Here is a 21,625-nt window from a genome sequence, read left to right as displayed (position 1 = left end):
GGCGGCGTCGGCAACGCGGCCGATGCCGGCCAGCTAGCGCGCCGTCCAGCCCCCATCCACCGGCAGCGCCGTGCCGGTGATCTGCGCTGCAGCATCCGAGGCCAGGAACACCACCATTTCGCCCAGTTGCTCGGGCGTCACGAACTGCAGCGAGGGCTGTTTCTCGGCCAGCAACTCGCGGGCAGCGGTCTCTTGATCGGTGCCTTCGCGCTCGGCCAGCGCAGTGATCTGTTGCTCTACCAGCGCGGTCCGCACCCAACCCGGGCAGATCGCATTGGCGGTGATGCCGGTGCCCGCGTTCTCCAACGCGGTCACCCTGGTGATCCCGACCACGCCATGCTTGGCCGCCACATAGGCCGACTTGTTCACCGAGCCCACCAGGCCGTGTACCGACGCGATGTTGATGATGCGGCCTGCGCGCCGCTGCTTCATGTGCGGCAAGGCCGCTGCCGTTGCATGGAACACCGCCGACAGGTTCAGCGCCAGGATCGCATCCCACTTCTCGATCGGAAATTCCTCGATCGACGCCGTGTGCTGGATGCCGGCATTGTTCACCAGAATGTCGATGCGCCCCATCTTCGCAACTGCGCGGTCGATCATGCCTCGCACTGCCTCGCCCCGCGACAGGTCAGCACCGTCATGCGCCACGCGCACGCCGAACTCAGCTTCCAACCGGAAACGGATGCGTTCGATTTCCGCCGCCTCGCCAAAGCCATTCAATACGATATCGGCACCCTGCCGGGCCAGCGCCGTGGCGATGCCAAGACCGATACCGCTGGTGGAGCCGGTGACCACCGCAACCTTTCCGGAGAACATGGGCGAGCTTCCATTAGGCGTAGGAAGCCAGTGTAGCTCCACGGGCCAGCCCTTGTTGAATGGCATCGGCACATACCGGCCCACCGCTAGAATCGGATGCTCGCCCAGTCAACGCTCGCCAGCGGATTGGCCTTCCGTATCGCCTCCAGGAAGAGCACGAAGTCGCGGTTGAACGGCGACAGGTCGTCGGTGAACGTGACCTTCTGCCTGACGCCTTGCTGCTCGAATGCATACCCGGCAGGTACAGCAAGCCGCCGCAGGTTCCAAGCGCTCAATGTTCTCGCAGCTTGAGGCGTGTTCCTCCGAGCTACCGGCACAGCCGGCCAGCAGAACCCGGTACAGGGCGAAGAGATGAAGAACCGCGTTGCATGTCATGTGCGAGGGCTTGCCTGGAAAAACGCACCTCGTCCAGAAGGTCCTGGCCGGTGCCCTGTTCCATCGGCGTGGGCTGCCGAATCCATATCCTCACAACTTCGTACAGATCTGATGGAGCAATGCCACACCGGGCATCAATCTTGTCGTCCCTGCAAGGCATCGCCGATGCCGCGTTTCCTGGACCCGAATGAAATACTCCTGCATCGCAGCTGCCATCCTGACCCTATTGGCCGCAGAACCCGCAATCGCGTTCCCGGACTGTCCGACCCAGTACTGGTCGCCATCGTCCGTCGGTCACAAGGAACAGCTGCCCAATACTCATCGCCCCAATGAAAACAACTGCAAGATAACGGAATTCAGGGTTGATGATCATCAGTGGATGAACAGCGTCCGGCTTCCCTCGGAATTCTCATTGCTGAGAATCATCAACAGCTCCCTCGATTCCGGCAAGACGCTCAAGATTTACGGCGCAGTTCAAGGCGTGGCGGGAGATCCACTGAAGCTCGCCGCAGGCAGGTCAATCGATTTCAGGGGGAGAAGCAAAGGCCACGCTGCGTGGCTGCAACATCCGGAGTTGCACACCGCCCCCAATCAACCACAATGGCAGATCCCGCGTAACAGCGGACTGATCTCCAATGTCACACTGCGTGACGGTAAACACGCTGGACAACTTATCCTCCCGGCAACCGGCTCAGCGTTCGACACCATCACAATTCACAACGCCTCCTCGACAGAAACCAACGTACTGGGAACACACACTGCCTTTCCTGGTCAACGCATGACCGTGCTACCGAACAGCACCGCCCGCGCCGAGTTCGATCCCGTTGCAAGGCAGTGGGACTGGGTCCACACGCCCTATTCCGTGAGGACGCTCGCGCAAAGGTACCAGCGCATTTCTTCCCGTTCCATCCTGGAGCTGTACGACGGCGAATGGATCGGAAGAGTGCCTCTGCCGCTCACGCGTTATGATCGTGATAGGCACATCATCCTCTCCGACGCAGACTGGGACTCGTTGATCGACCCCAATCGCGATGCGACCTACGCACTGCGCAAAGGAGATGAGTACGAATTCATCTATATCTCCGAATGGGGACGTTGGCATGTTCTTCGCCAACCCGTCCAGCAAGAGATCCTCAGAGAGCTGAAGAACGGGCGGCTGACAGACGAAGGCTACCTGCTGACCAAGGTCTCAGCAGACGAGGGCACCGCGGCCAACAGCCAGCTCAGGCTCCCTGCTCCCCGGCAGGGTGCACGCATTGTCCTGACCAACACGTCGTCCCATACCATCCCGGTAACCTACGGTACGTTCCGTGCCAACGCTCGCCCGCGCGAACAGATTGTGTTTCGTTCCGAAAATGGCTCCACGTGGCAGCGCGAAACGGTCACCATCGACCTGGCGTTCCTTATTGATCTTAGCGCTGAAGAGGTTGAAAACAGCTGGGACGCGCACATGATCATGCGCGAGAATCTCAGGCTGGCCAACGAGGCCCTTGAGAACTCCGGCGCCACATACCGCTATAGAGAAGCCGCTGTGCGCGTCAGCCAACCCGGCGAGTTCGGCTACTTCCCGCGCAAGGAACTCTGGCGCGTGCCAACGCTGCTGTTCGATGACCGGCATGCCCTTCAATTCATGAAGGACCATGACGCCGACGGCATCTACTACGGCGGAAGCCACAGGTGGAGCAAGAATGACTGCGACTGGTATCGCTACTCCTCTGCGGCGAAATCGCTTGTCATTGCAACGTCGCTGACCTGCCCGACAACCACCTTCCGCCAGGGGGCCGGTTATGCGCACGGACTGCCCGTTGTGCTCAACCCCCGGCAACCGATACCGGTTATCGGCGCGGGGAATCAGCTCCCCTTCTACCCCACTCCCCATAAGCTGCTTCCCGATAACCGCATCGCCGTCAACCCGGGACAGGAGCACATCCTTCAGAAGATGAACGCAATGGGAGAACAGTTCTCAAAGTACTCTGAGCAGCGCAGGTAATCTCGTCCCGCGCAATCAGAAAGTTCGCTTGTACCCGATCCGTGGCGCCCGCAGCTTGCCTTCGGGCGCCACGGTAGCCCAGCGCGCCATCACTTCCAGTGATCCGGCCCCAGGAATGGCAGGCTCAACACAAACACCGGAACCGCCACCGGCACCAACGCCGCCCCCAGCACCTTGCCCGCCGCCGAACCCACACCCGGCTTGTCCTCCCTCTCCGGCAGGATCCGCTGCGCCCGCGCATTGATCGGCTGTGCCAGCTTCCCTTTCTCCGCCAGCGCAGCAGCATCGGGCAACTTCACCCGCTCGCCGTCGCCCTCGAACAGCGCGCTGTAATAGCTGCCGCCCTTCCTTGAAAGATTGCAGGCGCGGTCAAAGGCCAGCGCGTAACGGGTCCGCTCCATCGGCAGGTAGTAGCGCGCCCGCTCCTCCACAGCCTTGGCCTCACGCGGGGGTACCTCAATCCGCTCCAGCTTGAACTGCTCGGCCTGTTGCGGCGTAACCTGCTCCGGCTGCAGCAGCAGCGCATAGCTGCCGTGCACCTTGGCCTTGTCGGCCGGGTCGCGCCAATCCTCATGGAAGTACATCTGCGCGCAGGCCACCGCCTCGCGTAGCGGGCTGTCCATCAGCGCACGGTACTCGCGGAACGGCGCGGCATTGAAGCGCATCGGCTCGTCATAGCGCGGCAGCAGATACAGCTGGCCGTCGTCGGCCACAAAGGCGCTGGTGACCTCACGGTTCCAGACGTGCTCCTCCGGCCCGCTGGCGCAACCACCCAGCAGGCCAAGGCACAGAGCGGAGAGAATGAAGTAGGACGTTCGCATGTCGTGTTCGAGGGCTTCCCTGGGAAAACGGCCCCGCCCAATGAGCGAGGCCAGTTCGCCATGGTGCCACGCGCTACATCACGCGCCAAACCGGCCCAACCGCAGCGTCACAGGATGGATCGGTAGGTCCCACCCTCTACGCGCACTGCTGCACCATTGGAGGCCGCGCCCAACGGGCTTGCCAGCAGCGCCACCATCGCCGCGATCTCGTCGGCCTCGATCATCCGCGCGATCAGCGAACTGGGCCGGTAGGTCTGGAAGAAGTGCGCTTCAATCTCTGCATCGGTCATGCCCGGTCGCGGCGCGGTCTGGCGCAGGTATTCCACAATGCCGTCCGAGCGTGTGGCCGATGGCAGCACGCTGTTGACCGTCACCCCGGGTACCCCGGGTCAGCTCAGCCAGGCCACGCGACACCGCCAGCTGCGCCGACTTGCTCACCCCGTAATGCACCATGTCCGGCGGCGTGAACGCACCTACCTCGCTGAACATGAAGATCACCCTGCCCCAGTTGCGCTCCAGCATGCGCGGGAAGTAGTGCCGCGACAGGCGCACGCCGGACAGTACGTTGACCTCCAGCATCCGCATCCAGTCATCGTCGCTGATGTCGGCAAAGGCCTTCGCTTCGTAGTAGCCCAGGTTAGTGATCAGGATATCGGTATCGGGCTGTGCCGCGATCACGGCCGCCGCGCCGTCGGCGCTGGCCAGATCAGCCACCACCGTAGCCAGTTGCGCGCCCGGCGCCCCAGCGCTGATCTCGGCCATGGCTGCCTGCAGCTTTCCCGGGTCACGCCCGGTGAGGGTCACGCTTACGCCTTCGCGTGCCAACGTGCGCGCGATAGCCAGGCCAATACCGGCGGTCGCGCCGGTCACGAGTGCGGTCTTGCCCGCCAGTTGAAGATCCACGAGGTTTATCCATTGAGTAGGAAGTGGGCGTCCCGCGCGCCGAGCGCAGGACTCACCGAAAAGACAGATGTGCTGTCTGGCTTACTTCAACCGCTCCACCAACCGCTGCCCCACCTCCAGCGCCGACGCCGGGTTCTGCCCGGTAATCAGCTCGCGGTCCACCACCACATGCCCGGTCCACGGCGTGGCATTGCTGCTGAACTTCGCCCCCGCCCGCTGCAGCGCGGTCTGCGGGTAGAACTTCATCTCACCGCCGCCCAGCAGTGGCTTGGCCTGCTCTTCTTCCTGGTTGCTGATCACCGTCATCTGGTAGCCGCTGTAGATCCACTTTGGCGTAGCCGGCGTTGCACCCGCTTCCAGCTTCGCCACGAAACCACCCGCATCCGGCAGCGTGGACAGCAGCGCGATCGGCCCGTGGCAGACCAGCGCGGTGGTCTTGTTGCGCTGGTGGAAGTCGGCCAGCAGCCGGCCCAGCGCCGGGCTCTTCAGCAGGTCCTGCATCGGCGCGTGGCCACCGGGAATGTAGACCGCATCGAAACGCGCGTAGCCCTGCTGCTCCACGCGCGCCAGGCTGACCACCGGCGAGGCGGTTGGCGAGGTCAGCGCCAGTTTCTCCAGCAGGTCCTTGTGCAGCGTCAGCTGTGCGGCATCGTCGCCGAAGTACGCCGGCGTCACCGAGGACGCATCCACCGTGGGCGCCCGCCCCTGCGGCGTGGCGAAGGTCACCTCGTGGCCCGCATCCAGCAGCAGCTTGACCGGCTGCATCAGCTCGTTGAGATAGAAGCCGGTGGACAGCACCTTGCCATCCTTCAGGTCCAGGTGGTTCTCGTCGGACAGCACCACCAGCACGTTGGCGGCCTGCGCGCCGGTCGCGGCCAGGGTGAGGGCCAGCGCGGCGGCCAGCTGGGTCATCAGGTTCATGGGGAGCTCCTATCGGGGAATGGCGGCCACTTTATTCATCGCCCCAGCGGCGATAAATTGGCCCCATCGCAAAACATCTGTTCCCCGGAGAGCCAAATGAGCCGCAAGTTCGACTACCTGGGCGATGTGGAGGTGTTCCTGGCGGTGGTCGAGCACGGCTCGTTCACCGCCGGCGCGGTGGCGCTGTCCACCACGCCCTCGGTGCTGAGCCGCGCGGTCACCCGCCTGGAAGCGCGGCTGGGCCGGCAGCTGCTGCAGCGGACCACCCGCCGCGTGGGCCTGACCGACGCCGGGCGGCTGTATCTGGAGCAGGTGCGCACCGCCTTCGGCCTGCTGGACGACGCCGAGCGCGACGTACTGGCCCAGGATGGTGCGCTGGCCGGCCGCGTGCGCCTGAGCGTGCCCACCACCTATGGCCACTATCGGCTGCCGCCCGTGCTGGCGCGCTTTGCGCAGCAGTACCCGCAGGTGCAGGTGGAACTGAACATCACCAACCGCAACGTGGACCTGGTGGCCGAAGGCTTCGACCTGGCCATCCGCCTGGGCCAGCTGCCGGACAGCGGGCTTGTGGGGCGAAAGCTGGAAGACGCGCCGCTGCTGTTGGTGGCTGCGCCGGACTACCTGCGGCGCCGCGGCACGCCGCAGACGCTGGACGATCTGCAGCAGCACCTGTGCCTGCCCTTCGTGATGCCGCGCACCGGGCGGCTGGCGCCCTGGATCTTCCGCGACGACGGGCGCGACGTGGACTGGCTGCCGCGCTCGTCCATCGAGACTTCCGACGATGTGCTGGGCGTAGTGTCGCTGGCCGAACAGGGCATTGGTATCTGCCAGAGCTATGAATTCATCGTGCGCGAGCGGTTGCAGCGTGGGCAGCTGGTGGAAGTGCTGCCGCAGTTGCGCGGGCGGTCGCGGCCGTTCTCGGTGATCTATGCGCCGCATCGGCGGCAGTCGGCGGCGGCGCGGGCGATGATTGAGTTGCTGGTGGAGAATGCGGCTGAGACTGGCGTTGGTTGAAGCCGGGGTTCGTTAACGGTGTCGGGATTGAACCGTTTTTCGGGGTGTGCGGTTGATCGGGCGCCGTTGCTTGGCGAGGCGAACTAAGAACTGTTGCAAAGAAGGCCGTCGCGCTATTCGCTTGTGGCATGGGCGATTGCGCCACTTTGAATCGCAATTGGCAGAGCAGCTGCGCGAATGCGTCTGCTTGCGTCGCGTGCTGCACGAAAGGTGCGTGCAACAATAGTTCTTCGCTCTCGGATTCCGCGATTCCTTCGCGAACTTCTATTGGCATTCGAAGCGGCCGCGTAAACACCATGGCGTGCCACCGGAAAAGGGTGGCAACGGGTCTGCAAACCCGTGATGAGAGATGCACCTGTAGTTTGCGCTTGCCCGTCGGCACCGTCCTTAAACGGTGCCGGCGGGCAATCCGTCGGCCTTTCTGGCGGGCGGTGCGTGGGGGCCCTCGGGCCCACCGGTCTATGGTGCTATTTCATCCCGGTTTGCAGCCACGCATCGTCCGCCACCCTTCGCGGTGGCGCTGTTAAGCACAGCCACGGAAGCCGACGCCATGAACGAATCCGACACCTTCTCCTCGTACACCGTTGTTGAACCCATCAACGACGACACCCCCTGCCCGACCTGAACTACCTCCTCGGCATCCTCAAGCGCATGCGCGGCTGCGAGGGGGCAGATGGGCACCCTTGGCCAGAAACCGATGTGTCACCTGGCCGGCGTGTGAGCCTGGCAAGGACCGAGCGCGCAATGGTGGGAGCGCTGACGGTGCTGGAACTGCTGCATGCGGCGGATCGCTGCAGGGTGGCTGCGGACCCGGAGCGACATCTGGATGAGGGAGTTGTGGATGGCCTGTTCTTGGCTTGCCGGGGGCTGGTTGAGTGGGCTTGTCATGAGGTTAGGCCGGAGTGCCTTCCATAATCTGTCGCAAATTCAAACGGGCGCCCTCCGCCCGCACGTTCAATCAACCCTATTCAATCATCATCGATCTGGCGCACCAGACCACGTCGCTTAGGGAAACGGGTGCGCTTGGCATCCATGCGGCGATGCCAGCGTCTTCCCCTGACCGTATTAATCTTCAGGCGACGTCCACACATACTTTCACACCGCACTCCAAAATCCTAGATCCGGAGCCCGGCCTTTCGGCTGCGATGTGCGGTTGGCACAAGTATCCCGGCTGACCCTGTTGCCACCGCCTTTCCTCGCGACCGGCCGTCCCGTGGCCGGGGACGCCTTGCTGTCTGGAGGTACCTGAAAGCCACTTGCGCAACAGTCACCACCCGAGTACGCCGCCAGATCCTCAATACAGGCCCACGTAGCGAACTCCGCTCCTACCGCAGATCATGCGCATGCCGCCGGCACCCATGAGCCCTGCCCCGCGAGCGACATTCCCATAAGGGAAAGACTACATGTATCCTTAGATTACTGGCTGTCATACTTTTCAGGGACTGAAATGCGAATTGAGAAAGTCAAGGTTGAAGGTTTCCGACTTCTTCAGAACGTCGAGATCATGCTGGAAGAGAATTCGACCGTGGTAGTCGGGCGCAACAACAGCGGAAAGACCTCCCTTACCGACGTCTTTGATCGATTCATCGGGCAAAGCGGGCCTCGATTTCGGCTAGAAGACTTTTCGGCTGCTTCGCGGGCAAAATTCTTCAAAGCAAGAGCATTGAGGGAGAGTGGAGCAAAGCCAGAAGAAGTGCTCGCGGCGTTTCCGACAATTGCACTCACCCTGACATTCGCATACGACATCGTCGATCCGAATCTGGGTCCACTTGCTCCATTTGTCATCGACTTGGATATCACGTCTACCAAGGCACTGGTCCGAGTAGAGTACAAGCCGACATTGGCAACACTCCATACGCTTCTCGATGTTGCCGCGCCTGCAGAGGGCGTAGAGCAAAACACCCATTTCCTCAGGTCATTGCGCGACACGATCCCTAAGTCATATTCCGTATACGTCAGCGCCATCGACCCGACGGATTCAACCAATCGTCGTGATTTTGAGGGAAGCTCTGCACTATCGGCGCTTGTCCAATGCGATTTCGTTCGAGCACAGCGCACTCTTGATCATGCTGGCCATGGCGACGCCGATGTGATCGGAAAATTGCTGAGTACGCTTTTCAAGACGGCTACGGCCCCAACAGCCTCAGCCGCCGACCAACAACTGGCAGCGAAGCTGAAGACTTCTGTGGAAGAGATCGAGCGCGGCGTTCAAGGGGACTTTGACGCCATGCTGAAGAAGCTTCTTCCGACGATGGAAGCTCTGGGCTTTCCGAGTCTCAATGACACCGAGCTGAAGCCAGAAACATCGCTCAACGTTGAGGCACTCCTTTCCGACCACACAAGGGTGGTATACGCAGGCGCAGACGGCGTTCACCTACCAGAGGGCTACAACGGACTCGGAACGCGAAACCTCATTTATATGCTCTTGCAGTTAGAGAGCTACCACAAAATTTATCGCGCAAAGCCAACCCGCCCTGTCACGCACCTGATCTTCATCGAAGAACCAGAAGCTCATCTGCATCCTCAGATGCAGGAAGTTTTCATCAACCAACTGAACGCCGCAATCAAAAGACTTTCCGCCAATTACCCCGATGAGCCCGGATGGAAAGTGCAGTTTGTGATCACGACACACTCACCACACGTTGCAAATGCAGCCTCATTCGAGGCCGTGCGGTATTTCTTGAACGAGCTGCCTACGACGCCGAATGCGCGGCAGACGAAGATCAAGGATTTCAAGAAAGGGATGGCAAACATATCCCGTGATGATCAGGATTTCCTCCATCAGTACATGACATTGACCAAGTGTGACCTCTACTTTGCTGACAAGGCAATCATGGTAGAGGGGGCTACTGAGCGACTTCTGATGCCACGGCTGTGCGATCTCGTGGACAAGTCATTGGACGACAAACACAAGCTGGCCAGACAGTACATCACCTGCGTTGAGGTGGGTGGGGCGTACTCTCATATCTTTTACCCATTGCTCGACTTCCTTGAACTCAAGACGCTGGTTGTCACCGATTTGGATTCCACCAAGCCGGTTGAGAAGGAGAACAAGAAGGGAAAAATGATCACAACCTGGGAGAAATGCCCCGTAGCTGAAGGTCAGCGCACTTCAAATGCCGCAATCAAGGATTGGTTCCGCCCGACCAGTACAGAGGTTGGGGACGGCTGGCAGATATCACCGGCCCAGTTGCTTGCAAAGTCTGAAGAAGAAAAGATTAGCGCCTACCGGCGCATCGCGTATCAAATTCCAGAGGACCCCAAAGCTGCCGCCTGCGCGCGGAGCTATGAGGACGCGCTCGTGCTGGCCAACCCGGATCGATTCGAATGGCCCAAAGAGCAAGACGAGGCCACCGAAGCATGGGAAATCGCCAAGGGACTCGCGAAAGCAGATACCGCATTGCGATTCGCGATTCGCGAAAAGGAGTGGAAGGTGCCGCGATACATCGAGGAGGGTCTCGCTTGGCTTTCCGAGCCGCCACCACCGCCAGCACAAGTCCCAGAAGTGCAGAACGCCGCGGTGATCGTATGACAGGTCAAGTCGAAAATCCCGCACTTGAGGCAGCGAAACAAGCGCAGCTGAAAATCGACGAAGCCCTTGACGCGGGCCGTAGCTTTAGGCTTGAGGCCGGTGCGGGCGCAGGGAAGACATATTCTTTGGTTGCAGCCCTACAGCGGCTGATCCAAGAGCGCGGACCCGCTCTCGTTCAATCCGGACAAAAAGTTGCCTGCATCACCTTCACTGAAGTGGCGCGAAACGAGATCGCACAGAAAATTGAGGATCATCCCGCCATTCTCGTCGACACCATCCATGGGTTCTCCTGGGCATTTTTGCGCCAGTTTCAGAAGGCATTAAGAGATGCCCTGGCGGGGATGGAGGAGCGAAGGGAGAAGATCGAGCAAGGCGGCGGCGTCGGTACAAAACCGGTGGACTACGACTTGGGTTTCTTTGGGGTTGATGAAGACAGGATAACGCTGAGCCATGACGACATCCCGGAGCTGATGGCAAAACTCTTATACCAAGAGAAATACAGGCGAATCTTAGGGCAGAAATTTCCTGTAATTTTTATCGATGAATACCAAGATACGCATCGCCAGTTCATGAATTCGATAACGGAGAATTACCTTAAGCCCGCCGCCGGCCCGCTTATTGGACTCTTCGGAGATCACTGGCAAACCATTTATCGAAGCGAGTACGAGCTGGCGCAGTATCCAATCGAAGAGATCGCCAAAGGCTCGAACTTCCGATCTGCGCCAGCCATCGTGAACGTACTCAACAGGCTGCGCCCTGAACTACAGCAGGCGGAGCATGACCCGGAAGCAAAGGGCGAAGCCCGGTTCTTTCACACGAATTCCTACCGAGGTGAGCGAACAAGTGACAGACATTCTAAAGAGGACCTGCCACCACAATTGGCGCGAGAAACCCGAGAGGCTCTGACGCGGCGCCTTCGGAACGAAGGGTGGGATATGAGTAAAACAAAGGTACTTATGCTCACTCACAATGTCTTGGCAGCGGAGCAAGGCTATCCAAATATCGCAGAGATCTTTAGCGGGCGCACCGACCTTTTCGCAAAAAAGGAAGACCCAACGATCAAGTTCTTCGCTGAAGTTGTTGAGCCGATGTGCGCTTCTTACGCCTGTTCGCGCTATGGAGAAATGTTCAAGATACTTGGCTCGGGTCCAGCGATTACCAGACATGAAGACAAGGAAAATTGGCGTCGGGATATGGATGCTCTTCAGATGCTACGGACGGAAGGCACGATCGGCCAAGTTATCGATTGTTTGCAATCAACCAAGCGGCCGCCCATCCCCGACCGCGTCCTGCGGCGTGAAGAAGAACTTAGGCACTTGGATGGCGCCCCGATTCCCGAGGAGTCGTCGGTGCTCCAACGGCACAGCAAGCTGCGCGACGTTCCATATCGTGAAGTCATCGAGGTAGTCAAATTCATTGAGAAGCAAACCTCATTCGCAACCCAACATAGCGTCAAGGGCGCTGAGTTCGAGAACGTTCTTGTCGTACTGGGTGGCGGCTGGAATCACTACAACTGGCCGCAGCTTCTTGAATTGATTCATACTAAAGCGTTAAATGCCAAGAACAGCAAAGGCTTTTACCGCGCCCGCAATCTCTTTTACGTATCCATATCCCGACCCATGACACGTCTCGCTGTACTTGCGACCCAATCCATTCCCCCCCGCGCGCTCGAAGCAGCCAGTCATCTGTTCGGGGCTGTTAACGTTGAAGAGCTTAAGGTGGGGACGTGAGGCACGCTCGGGTTTGTAGAGGGACTGCATCTTGCGAACATTTGATTGGTCTTCAGCTTTCTCCATCGGCTTAAGGGAGTGCTAGCATAATAATTGGGAGCTTTTGAATGCTATATCCAGCTTGGTGCGACGTAAATATCCAGGACCAGAACAACAAGCAGCTGTGGAGACTATCCGAGCGAGATGGAGGAAGAGCTGCCATCGAAGCTACACTCACTACTCGGATCCGATCTCACTACGACAATCTGGACGCGATAGCTGAGGACGTCCGTGAGCTGGGATATCCAGGCGCGGCGGCAATTTTGGCTGAGCGCATGCCGCGCTCCCCGCGCGCACGTTCAGGAGAGCTTGGCGAGATCCTCGCGACCGAGTTGGTCGAAGAACATCTTGAGTTCGAGGTCCCGGTCCGTCGCCTTCGATACAAGGATGGTAGAGAGATGGCGCTGCGTGGCGATGACTTCGTCGGTCTAAAGCTCGATGCTCAACAAACTCTGCACTTCTTGAAAGGCGAATCGAAGAGTCGCGCAAACCTCGCCAATGCCACCATTTCGGAGGCACGAGAAGCGCTATCCAGAGACGATGGGAGACCTACAGCTACATCTCTCCTCTTCGTCGCGGATCGACTCATGGAGGGCGAAGGCGAACGCCGGCAGATGGGCAGACTGATTCGCAACGAAGTCTCCAGTCGAGCCGCGCCTCCGGGGCGGACTAGTCATATGCTGTTTACCTTGTCCGGCAATGCCACGCCTCAGGCGCTACTCGACGATCTTGCGGCGGCGGATCTGGTTCGTCCCCATCTTTCTGCGCACCTGCGCATAGAAGACCATCAGGCATTCATCCAAGCCTGCTACGAGAGGGCCCTGGCGCTTGGAAACGACTGAAGAACTTACTGCATTCTTGCGCGACATCACGCAGGACGGATATCGAGGCCGCCTCCAGGCCCGGGGTCAAGCTAGGGCCCTGATTCGCCATGAAGGAAACTTGCCACCCGACGCTCCCGCTTTCAGCGAAGAGATCGATTCCGATCTTGCGGACTATGGCCTCTCAGTACTACGCGCTTCCTTAGCGCTGCGCGAACTTGGAGGCGATGCAGAAACTTGGCGAAAGGGCTTCCTGCAGGCGGCCGGAGCCTTTGAGGCCTTAGTTCAGAACGGATCGCCGGCCGACGCATCTCGAGGGTTCTACCGGACGGCAGGGGCTGCTTCTTATCACTTGGCCAACTACTCTGCGCTGGCATTTTCGCTTCTGACACAAGCTCAGGCCGATCAGAACCGTTCGCCCGTGGAGGATGCGCTCACGCTTCTCATCGTGCGCGATCTTCAAGGTCTGGGCCAGCGTGCGAGGGCGTGGCTTAGCAGCCCAGCTAACCGCGATGAGGGAATCGCCAGGGAAGCGGCCGAGGGAGCGCTTGACCCCGACGGGATCGTCTCGCGTGTGGCGACGTCGACAATGTTCAGAGCGTTGGTGTTCTTTGAGTTTGCTCTGCAAACCGGCCAAGAGTCCCTAGTCGTAGAAGCTCGAAACCTGCTGAGGCGGTCGATTTCGTTGACCAAAGCGGCAAGCGCGGTGTCACTCTGGTGGATTCTTCGGATCACTGCGAACCTGATCGATGATCTTTGGTCAAGCAGTCTGCACAAGGTTCTTCCCTCCGAAGGCCCACCAGGCTCGCGAGACTACGCGCAGCTCCGGAAGCTTTTTGTGGCCGAGTTGTACAGCAGGAAGTCCTCTGAGGTCGAACTGTGGCCTTCTCAACTGCAGGCGGCACAACGAGCCGTCGACGTGTCCGACGACCTAGTGGTGGCTCTCCCCACAAGCGCCGGCAAGACGCGGATTGCAGAGATCGCCGCATTGATGGCTCTGGCGTGTGGTCGACGCGTTTTGATCGTCACACCACTCAGAGCATTGTCGGCTCAGACCGAACGTTCCTTCCGCAAGACGTTCACACCTCTTGGATTTTCCGTCTCGTCACTGTATGGAAGCAGCGGCATAGCGGGAACTGACGAGGATGCGCTGCGGGAACAGAGCATCGTCATAGCGACCCCAGAGAAGTTGGACTTTGCTTTGCGGAACGACACAGACATCATCAATGACGTCGGCTTGATCGTGCTAGATGAAGGTCATCTGATCGGCCCAAGCGAACGCGAGATCCGCTACGAGAATCTGGTGCAGCGGTTACTGCGGCGCACGGACCACGGCGAGCGCCGGATTGTTTGTCTTTCGGCAATTCTGCCGGCGGGCGATCAACTCAACGATCTAACTGCGTGGATTCGCAGTGACACACCTGGCGATCCGATCCAGTCTAGTTGGCGCCCCACACGCCAGCGCTTCGGCACCCTATCTTGGATCGGAAATTCCGCTCGGCTGGGCTTTGACCTTGAGCCTGATGGCCCGTTCATTCGACACTTTGTGCCAGAAGCTCCGCCTATTCGGCCTCGTCGGAAAGCGTTTCCCAAGGACAACAAGGAACTGACGCTCGCAGCCGCGTGGAGGTTCTCTGAGCAAGGCAAACGAGCTCTTGTCTTTTGTACCCAGCGAGATCATGTTGAAGGATTTGCGAAGACTGCCCTAGATCTGCAGCGACGGGGCTTTCTGCCGTCCCTGCTTGCCATTGCCAAGGAGGTTGAACGTGCGATGGCCGTAGGCAGGGAGTGGTTAGGCGCTGAACATCCGGCAGTACGCTGTCTGGCCATCGGTGTTGCGATTCATCATGGGCGTCTTCCTGGCCCCTTCTTGCGGGAAGTGGAGGGACTGCTTGCCGCCGGCGTCTTACGCGTTACCGTGGCATCGCCCACCTTGGCGCAAGGTTTGAACCTCAATGCGGCGGTGCTCCTGATCCCGAGTTTGTACAGGGCGGGCACCCTGATCACGGGTGAGGAATTTGCCAACGTCGCAGGTCGCGCTGGTCGCGCGTTCGTGGATCTCGAAGGGCTCGTGATCCACGTCATGCATCAACCGGACAATTGGCGCCACCAGCAATGGAGGCAGTTGGTCACGTCGGCGAAGGCCCGGTCACTCTCTAGCGGCATCATTGTCGTGGTCAACGAGGTCGTGCGGCGCCTCGCCACGTCGGGTGTGTTTTCGCGTGAGGATGCCATGGAGTACCTGTCTAGCACGCGAGATGCTTGGTTTCCGGAAGCAGCTGATGGCGAGCTGGAGTCAGACTCAATGGAGAGCCTTATTGAGCGGTTGGATGCAACCGTCCTCGGGCTCATTGAAGCGCTTGACGCGCAAAGCGCGGATCTACCAAGGCTGATCGACGAAGCCCTTTCGGGCTCACTTTGGGCGAGGCAAATCGCCCGTCTTGGCGCCGTCGAGAAGCAGAATCAATTGTGGATTCTCCTCAGCAGAGCACGACTCATTTGGAACAAGACAACGGTCGAGCAACGGAAAGGGCAGTTCGCGATGGGCGTGGGACTGGAATCGGGCCTCGCAATCGATGCATTGGCTGCCGAGCTGACTCAGCTTCTTGACCGTGGCGATGAGGCCGCTCTCGCCAGCGACGCAGATGCCCTCATCGCTGCACTTGTCGGAATGGGAGAACGGCTTCTTGCCATCCGCCCCTTTGTGCCAGATGACCCGCTGCCGGCGAACTGGAGAGACTTGCTGGCCACTTGGGTGCATGGTCAGGATGTAGCGGCCATCGGCCAAGAGGCGATGCGAATTGTGGACGATGCATTTGTCTATCGCCTGGTCTGGGCGATTGAAGCGCTCCGGATGAATCGGCGCATCAATGGAGGCGAGTCAGAACTGCCCGTAGAAGGAGCCGCTGCCGCGTGCCTGGAAGCTGGACTACCATCCAACGCCATGGCCATGCTTGTTCGAGCCGGACTGCCCTCACGGGTTGCCGCCAAGACAGTCGTAGAGCAGCTCGCGCCCGGGTTCACGAATCGCGCAGAAATGAAAGCCTGGCTACGATCGGCAGAAGTGGCAGCCTTCGACCATGCTCCTGAATGGCCCACGATTGAGACGCACGCAATCTGGCAGCAATTTCGACGCGACGCACTTTCAAGCGTGGACGGCAAGTGGACGTCACAGGAGTGGACCATGCAATGGTCGACAGACTCGGCAGTGCCTCTGCGCGTCGAAGTTGACCCTCAAAGTGGGCAAGTCTCGATCACGACGCCTGACTTTTCTCAGCTCACCACGATCAACCAGAGGCTTCGGACTGAAGCTCCAAGCCTATTTGAAGTCGCAGCGCTGCGGGACGGCACAAATGTCAGCATACGCCGCATTGGTCGAGGCGAGGCCCACTGGGTGGAAGAAGGGGAGTGAGCTGACGCGGATGTAAAGACGAGCTCATCTACTTTGCAGTAGATCTTTCAGCTGCTTCTAGGCAAGAGCTGGCAAAGACCTTCTGGGTCATAAAGGTCGAGGCCGGGAGATATGCTCCGGTCCTCGATCCTTGCCGTCAGTTCCAAAGCCGACCAATTCCGCTGACCGGCGATATTTATCGATAGCCGCCATGACGCGTTGACTCATAGATCAACGCGCGGCGTCGCACTCTCAATAGCTCAATATAGTCCTCAATGGACTTATTTCACTCCCATTCAATAGTCGCCGGCGGCTTCCCCGAGATGTCATAAACAACCCGCGACACCCCCCGCAACTCATTGATGATCCGGTTGCTCACCGTCCCCAGGAACTCATACGGCAGATGCGCCCAATGCGCCGTCATGAAATCAATCGTCTCCACGGCCCTTAGCGCAATCACCCACTCATAAGCGCGCGCATCGCCCACCACGCCCACCGACTTCACCGGCAGGAACACGGCAAACGCCTGGCTGGTCTTGTCGTACAGATCCGCCTTGCGCAGCTCATCAATGAAGATGGCATCGGCCTTGGCCAGCAGCTCGGCGTACTCGCGCTTCACTTCGCCCAGGATACGCACGCCCAGGCCCGGGCCCGGGAACGGGTGACGGTAGACCATGGTGCGCGGCAGGCCCAGCTCCACGCCCAGGCGGCGCACTTCGTCCTTGAACAGCTCGCGCAGCGGCTCCACCAGGCCCAGCTTCATGTGCTCCGGCAGGCCGCCCACGTTGTGGTGGCTCTTGATCACATGCGCCTTGCCAGTCTTGCTGCCGGCCGACTCGATCACGTCCGGGTAGATGGTGCCCTGCGCCAGCCACTTGGCGTTCTTCAGCTTGTTCGACTCTTCGTCGAAGATCTCAACGAACAGGTTGCCGATGATCTTGCGCTTGGCTTCTGGGTCGCTCACGCCTTCCAGCGCGGCGAAGTAGCGGTCGGCGGCATTCACGCGCACCACCTTCACGCCCATGTGCTCGGCGAACATCGCCATCACCTGGTCGCCTTCCTGCCAGCGCAGCAGGCCGGTATCCACGAACACGCAGGTCAGCTTTTCGCCGATGGCCTTGTGCAGCAGCGCAGCCACCACGGACGAATCGACGCCGCCGGACAGGCCCAGGATCACTTCGTCATCGCCCACCTGCTCGCGCACGCGGGCGATCTGGTCGTCGATGATGTTGGCGGCGGTCCACAGGGTCTGGCAGCCGCACACATCCACCACGAAGCGGCGCAACAGCGCCTGGCCCTGCAGGGTGTGGGTCACTTCCGGGTGGAACTGCACGCCGTACCAGCGCTTTTCTTCGTTGGCCATGGCGGCCACCGGAATGCGGTCGGTGGTGGCGGTGATGGTGAAGCCCGGCGGCGCAACGGAGACGTGGTCGCCGTGGCTCATCCAGACATTCAGCTTCGGCTCGCCGCCGTGGTCGCTCAGGCCCTTGAACAGCGCATCGGGGTTGATCACGTTCACTTCGGCGTGGCCGAATTCGCGCTGGTCAGCGGCTTCGGTAGCGCCACCCAGCTGCGCGGCCAAGGTCTGCATGCCGTAGCAGATGCCGAAGATCGGCAGGCCGCTGTCGAACACTTCCTGCGGCGCGGCCGGCGCACCCGGCAGCGTGGTCGATTCCGGGCCACCGGAAAGGATGATGCCCTTGGCGCCAAACGCGGCGATCTCGGCCGGGTTGTGGTCCCACGCCCAGATTTCGCAGTAGACGCCCAGCTCGCGGATGCGGCGGGCGATCAGCTGCGTGTACTGCGCGCCGAAATCGAGGATGAGGATCTTGTCGTTATGGATGTTGGTCATGGTGCCGTTCCAGTGGTGTTTTTCGCAGCGCCCGGCGCTTCAAGGCTCTGCGTCAGCGTGGCGATGAACGCCTCGCGTTGTTGAATATGTGAGGGGTCTTCCTCGTCCCAGCGCAGCATCAGCAGGCCGTGCGGTGCGTCGGGGTTGGCGCGGTCGGCGCGCGGCAGCTCGGCGATTTCCTGCACTTCGGTGCCGGGCACGATGCGCCGTTGCAGCGCAGCCATCGAGACGCCCGAATCCGTAGCGCCCCAGGACGCCCAGCGCACGCTCATCCGCGCGGGCTCCAGCGCGCCAAGTACCGGCGTCAGCACCGGATCATCCGGCCCGTGCAGCAGCTCGGTAATGCATTGCAGGATGACCTGCAGCGGGCGCTCGCCGGTACCTTTCAGCAGCCAGCGCTGTTCGCCTGCGGGCTGCACCTGCCAGCCCTTCGGCAGCGAGAACGCGTTCTGGCAGGCCTGCACGTCCTGCAATTGCGAAACCGCCGCGCCCGGAGACCCGGAGCGCGGCGGCGGTTCGGACAACGAACAGCCTGCCATCAGCAGGCTGCCCGTAATCGCAAGAGCAGTTCGCAAGCGCATCAGGCGCGGTAGTTCGGCGGCTCTTTGGTGATCGTCACGTCGTGGACGTGGCTCTCACGCTGGCCGGCGCCGCTGATCTTCACGAACTTGGGCTTGCTGCGCATGTCTTCGATGGTGGCGCAACCCACGTAGCCCATGGTGGCGCGCAGGCCGCCCATCAGCTGGTGGATGATGCCGCCCACCGGGCCGCGGTACGGCACGCGGCCTTCGATGCCTTCCGGCACCAGCTTGTCGGCGGTGGCGGCGTCCTGGAAGTAGCGGTCCTTCGACCCCTTCTCCATGGCAGCCAGCGAACCCATGCCGCGGTAGCTCTTGTACGAACGGCCCTGGTACAGCTCGGTCTCGCCCGGCGATTCCTCGGTACCGGCCAGCAGGCCGCCGACCATGATGGTCGAGGCACCGGCGGCCAGCGCCTTGCCGATGTCGCCCGAGTAGCGGATGCCACCGTCGGCGATCAGCGGGATGCGGTCCTGCAGGGCTTCGGCCACCAGGTCGATGGCGGTCACCTGCGGCACGCCGACGCCGGCGACGACGCGGGTGGTGCAGATCGAGCCCGGACCGATGCCGACCTTGACCGCGTCCGCGCCGCTGTCCAGCAGCGCCAGTGCGGCTTCGCCGGTGCAGATGTTGCCACCGATGACCTGCACGTTCGGGAAGTTCTTCTTGACCCAGCTGACGCGGTCCAGCACGCCCTGCGAGTGGCCGTGCGCGGTATCAACCACGATCACGTCCACGCCGGCGGCGACCAGCGCTTCCACGCGGCGGTCGGTATCGCCACCCACGCCGACGGCAGCGCCGACCAGCAGGCGGGTCGACAGATCCTTGGCAGCGTTCGGGAAGTCGGTGTTCTTCTGGATGTCCTTGACGGTGATCAGGCCACGCAGCTCGAACGAATCATTGACCACCAGCACCTTTTCGATGCGGTTGCGGTGCAGCAGCTGCAGCACTTCGTCAGACGCGGCGCCTTCCTTGACCGTGATCAGGCGATCCTTCTTGGTCATGATGTGGCGGACCGGATCGTCCAGCTCGGTCTCGAAGCGCATGTCGCGGTGGGTCACGATGCCGGCCAGCAGGCCGTCGCTGCCCACCACCGGCACGCCGGAGATGTTGTGCGCCTGGGTCAGGGCCAGCACGTCGCGGATGGTGGTTTCCGGGCCGACGGTGATCGGGTCGCGGATGACACCGGCCTCGAACTTCTTGACCTTGGCCACTTCCGCGGCCTGCTGTTCCAGGCTGAGATTCTTGTGGATGATGCCCATGCCGCCGAGCTGGGCCATGGCGATGGCCAGGCGGGCTTCGGTGACGGTATCCATGGCTGCGGACAGGATCGGAAGCTTCAGCTTCAGGTCTCGGGTCAACCGCGTTTCGAGGTTGACGTCCTTGGGCAGGATGGTCGAGTGGGCGGGGACGAGCGAGACGTCGTCGTAAGTGAGTGCTTCAGCCTGGATGCGCAGCATCGGCATACCCGAGATGTGGGGAAGCGCGACATTTTACCCCTTTTCAGGGGCCAAGAACAGCATTTTTGGTAGCCAGAATTGGAACTTCGCGCGACACAGTGTCGCACCCGCTCACCTGTAGAGCCGAGCCCACGCTCGGCTGCTTTCCGCCAGACCGCGATGAGCCGAGCATAGGCTCGGCTCTACAGCAGGCCCAAGGCCCGGTGCCGCCTTTGGTAGGTGCCAACAGCAGGTCAGCTCAGCGCTTCCGCCGCTTCCAGGGTGTTCTGCATCAGCGTGGCCACGGTCATCGGGCCCACACCACCCGGCACCGGGGTGATCCAGCTGGCCCGCTGGGCAGCCGCTTCAAACCCTACGTCGCCCACCAGGCGGCCGTCATCCAAGCGATTGATACCCACATCGATCACCACCGCGCCCGGCTTCACCCACTCGCCCGGCACGATGCCCGGGCGGCCGACCGCCACCACCAGGATGTCGGCGTTGCGCACGGCCTGTTCCAGCACGTCCTTGGGGGTGAACTTGTGGCAGCTGGTCACGGTGCACCCGGCGATCAGCAGTTCCAGGCCCATCGGACGGCCGACGTGGTTGCTCACGCCCACGATGGTGGCGTTGCGGCCGCGCACCGGCTGGTCGGTGTGGCCCAGCAGCGTGGTGATGCCGCGCGGGGTACACGGGCGCAGGCCGAACTCGCGCAGGGCCAGGTGGCCGACGTTTTCCGGGTGGAAACCGTCCACGTCCTTGCGCGGGTCGATGCGCTGGATCAGCCGGCGCGCGTCGGGGATCCCCGGCAGCGGCAGCTGGATCAGGATGCCGTGGATCTTCGGGTCGGCGTTGAGCTGGTCGATCAGGTCAAGCAGCTCGGCTTCGGTGGTACCGGCCGGCAGATCGTAATCATGTGCTTCGATGCCGACCTTCTCGGCGGCACGGCGCTTGTTGCGCACGTACACCGTCGAGGCCGGGTCGCCACCGACCAGCACCACGGCCAGGCCCGGGCGGCTGCCACCGGCGGCCACGCGGGCGTCGACGCGCACCTTCAGGCTGTCGAGCAGGTCCTCGGCGATGCGGCGGCCATCAAGGATGCGGGCAGGATGCTGGGGGGCGGAATCGGTCATCGGAGGCAGGCGTGGGGCGGCGGGGACGCTATTGTCCCCGATTCAGGCCCCCTCGCCCACCGCCACGGTACCAATCCCACCCGCCCTTGTAGAGCCGAGCCTACGCTCGGCTCACGCGCGCAGCGCGGCTTTTTCGCAACCTGACCGAAGAGCAGCCGAGCATGGGCTCGGCTCTACAACCGTCCGGCCCGCCCTTGTAGAGCCAAGCCTACGCTCGGCTCACGCGCGCAGCGCGGCTTTATCGCAACCTGACCGAAGAGCAGCCGAGCA

At 61.3% G+C, this 21,625-nt stretch carries 16 protein-coding genes; 6 read left to right on the top strand and 10 right to left on the bottom strand.

The genetic code is table 11. The features are described 5' to 3' along the window. Positions 1-33 precede the first annotated feature (33 nt). On the bottom strand, positions 34-816 hold the full coding sequence (locus AC5P5V_RS11150; protein ID WP_231352750.1) for a 3-hydroxybutyrate dehydrogenase: 783 nt from the start codon (positions 814-816) through the stop codon (positions 34-36). A gap of 86 nt (positions 817-902) precedes the next feature. Next, positions 903-1,091 (bottom strand): hypothetical protein, encoded by a 189-nt coding sequence (locus AC5P5V_RS11145; RefSeq protein ID WP_134967998.1) that lies wholly within the window; start codon positions 1,089-1,091, stop codon positions 903-905. Positions 1,092-1,378: 287 nt separating this feature from the next. On the opposite strand from AC5P5V_RS11145, the gene AC5P5V_RS11140 reads away from it, so the two are divergent. Further along, on the top strand, positions 1,379-3,181 hold the full coding sequence (locus AC5P5V_RS11140) for a hypothetical protein (protein WP_134967999.1): 1,803 nt from the start codon (positions 1,379-1,381) through the stop codon (positions 3,179-3,181). 89 nt (positions 3,182-3,270) lie between these two features. Here the strand turns inward: AC5P5V_RS11140 and AC5P5V_RS11135 are convergent, their stop codons facing one another. The 4 genes from AC5P5V_RS11135 to AC5P5V_RS11120 all read right to left on the bottom strand — a co-directional run bounded on the left by AC5P5V_RS11135 (position 3,271) and on the right by AC5P5V_RS11120 (position 5,826). Next, entirely contained in the window at positions 3,271-4,002 is a 732-nt protein-coding gene (locus tag AC5P5V_RS11135; RefSeq protein ID WP_134968000.1) for a hypothetical protein, read from the bottom strand. A gap of 107 nt (positions 4,003-4,109) precedes the next feature. After that, the gene (locus tag AC5P5V_RS11130) at positions 4,110-4,292 is read right to left on the bottom strand and encodes a hypothetical protein (protein WP_231352686.1); all 183 of its coding nucleotides are present in this window, start codon (positions 4,290-4,292) and stop codon (positions 4,110-4,112) included. Then, positions 4,273-4,905 carry an SDR family NAD(P)-dependent oxidoreductase gene (locus AC5P5V_RS11125; RefSeq protein WP_231352685.1) on the bottom strand — a complete coding sequence of 211 codons (633 nt, stop codon included), beginning with the start codon at positions 4,903-4,905 and terminating at the stop codon, positions 4,273-4,275. The genes AC5P5V_RS11130 and AC5P5V_RS11125 overlap by 20 nt, the downstream gene beginning before the upstream one ends. Before the next feature lie 81 nt (positions 4,906-4,986). Then, complete coding sequence (locus AC5P5V_RS11120; protein ID WP_134968001.1) at positions 4,987-5,826, bottom strand: type 1 glutamine amidotransferase domain-containing protein; 840 nt, start codon at positions 5,824-5,826, stop codon at positions 4,987-4,989. 96 nt (positions 5,827-5,922) lie between these two features. Between AC5P5V_RS11120 and AC5P5V_RS11115 the strand changes: the two genes are divergently transcribed. The 5 genes from AC5P5V_RS11115 (at position 5,923) to AC5P5V_RS11095 (ending at position 16,374) form a co-directional block, all read left to right on the top strand. After that, positions 5,923-6,840: a LysR family transcriptional regulator gene (locus tag AC5P5V_RS11115; RefSeq protein ID WP_231352684.1), complete on the top strand. Its 918-nt coding sequence runs from the start codon at positions 5,923-5,925 to the stop codon at positions 6,838-6,840. Between the two features lie 1,447 nt (positions 6,841-8,287). Then, on the top strand, positions 8,288-10,372 hold the full coding sequence (locus tag AC5P5V_RS11110; RefSeq protein ID WP_134968440.1) for an ATP-dependent nuclease: 2,085 nt from the start codon (positions 8,288-8,290) through the stop codon (positions 10,370-10,372). Further along, positions 10,369-12,102: a UvrD-helicase domain-containing protein gene (locus tag AC5P5V_RS11105; protein ID WP_495215882.1), complete on the top strand. Its 1,734-nt coding sequence runs from the start codon at positions 10,369-10,371 to the stop codon at positions 12,100-12,102. Before AC5P5V_RS11110 ends, AC5P5V_RS11105 begins: the two co-directional genes overlap by 4 nt. Positions 12,103-12,209: 107 nt before the next feature. Then, complete coding sequence (locus AC5P5V_RS11100) at positions 12,210-12,983, top strand: Hachiman antiphage defense system protein HamA (RefSeq protein WP_134968438.1); 774 nt, start codon at positions 12,210-12,212, stop codon at positions 12,981-12,983. Then, positions 12,970-16,374: a DEAD/DEAH box helicase gene (locus tag AC5P5V_RS11095; protein WP_134968437.1), complete on the top strand. Its 3,405-nt coding sequence runs from the start codon at positions 12,970-12,972 to the stop codon at positions 16,372-16,374. The genes AC5P5V_RS11100 and AC5P5V_RS11095 overlap by 14 nt, the downstream gene beginning before the upstream one ends. A gap of 265 nt (positions 16,375-16,639) precedes the next feature. On the opposite strand, the gene guaA is transcribed toward AC5P5V_RS11095, so the two are convergent. The 4 genes from guaA to folD form a co-directional block, all read right to left on the bottom strand. Beyond that, on the bottom strand, positions 16,640-18,205 hold the full coding sequence (guaA, locus tag AC5P5V_RS11090) for a glutamine-hydrolyzing GMP synthase (protein WP_005413109.1): 1,566 nt from the start codon (positions 18,203-18,205) through the stop codon (positions 16,640-16,642). Continuing rightward, positions 18,202-18,678, bottom strand: coding sequence for a hypothetical protein (locus tag AC5P5V_RS11085; protein WP_181357878.1), 477 nt, complete (start codon positions 18,676-18,678; stop codon positions 18,202-18,204). Before AC5P5V_RS11085 ends, guaA begins: the two co-directional genes overlap by 4 nt. A 107-nt stretch (positions 18,679-18,785) precedes the next feature. Then, positions 18,786-20,243, bottom strand: coding sequence for an IMP dehydrogenase (gene guaB, locus AC5P5V_RS11080; RefSeq protein ID WP_005409308.1), 1,458 nt, complete (start codon positions 20,241-20,243; stop codon positions 18,786-18,788). 233 nt (positions 20,244-20,476) lie between these two features. Further along, positions 20,477-21,355, bottom strand: a complete 879-nt coding sequence (gene folD / locus AC5P5V_RS11075) for a bifunctional methylenetetrahydrofolate dehydrogenase/methenyltetrahydrofolate cyclohydrolase FolD (RefSeq protein WP_231352682.1) — start codon at positions 21,353-21,355, stop codon at positions 20,477-20,479. Positions 21,356-21,625: the final 270 nt, after the last annotated feature.

Source organism: Stenotrophomonas sp. YJH_SMC_130 (assembly GCF_059369035.1).
The sequence above is the reverse complement of the archived record's forward strand: the minus strand, read 5'-3'. Positions and strand labels throughout refer to the sequence as shown.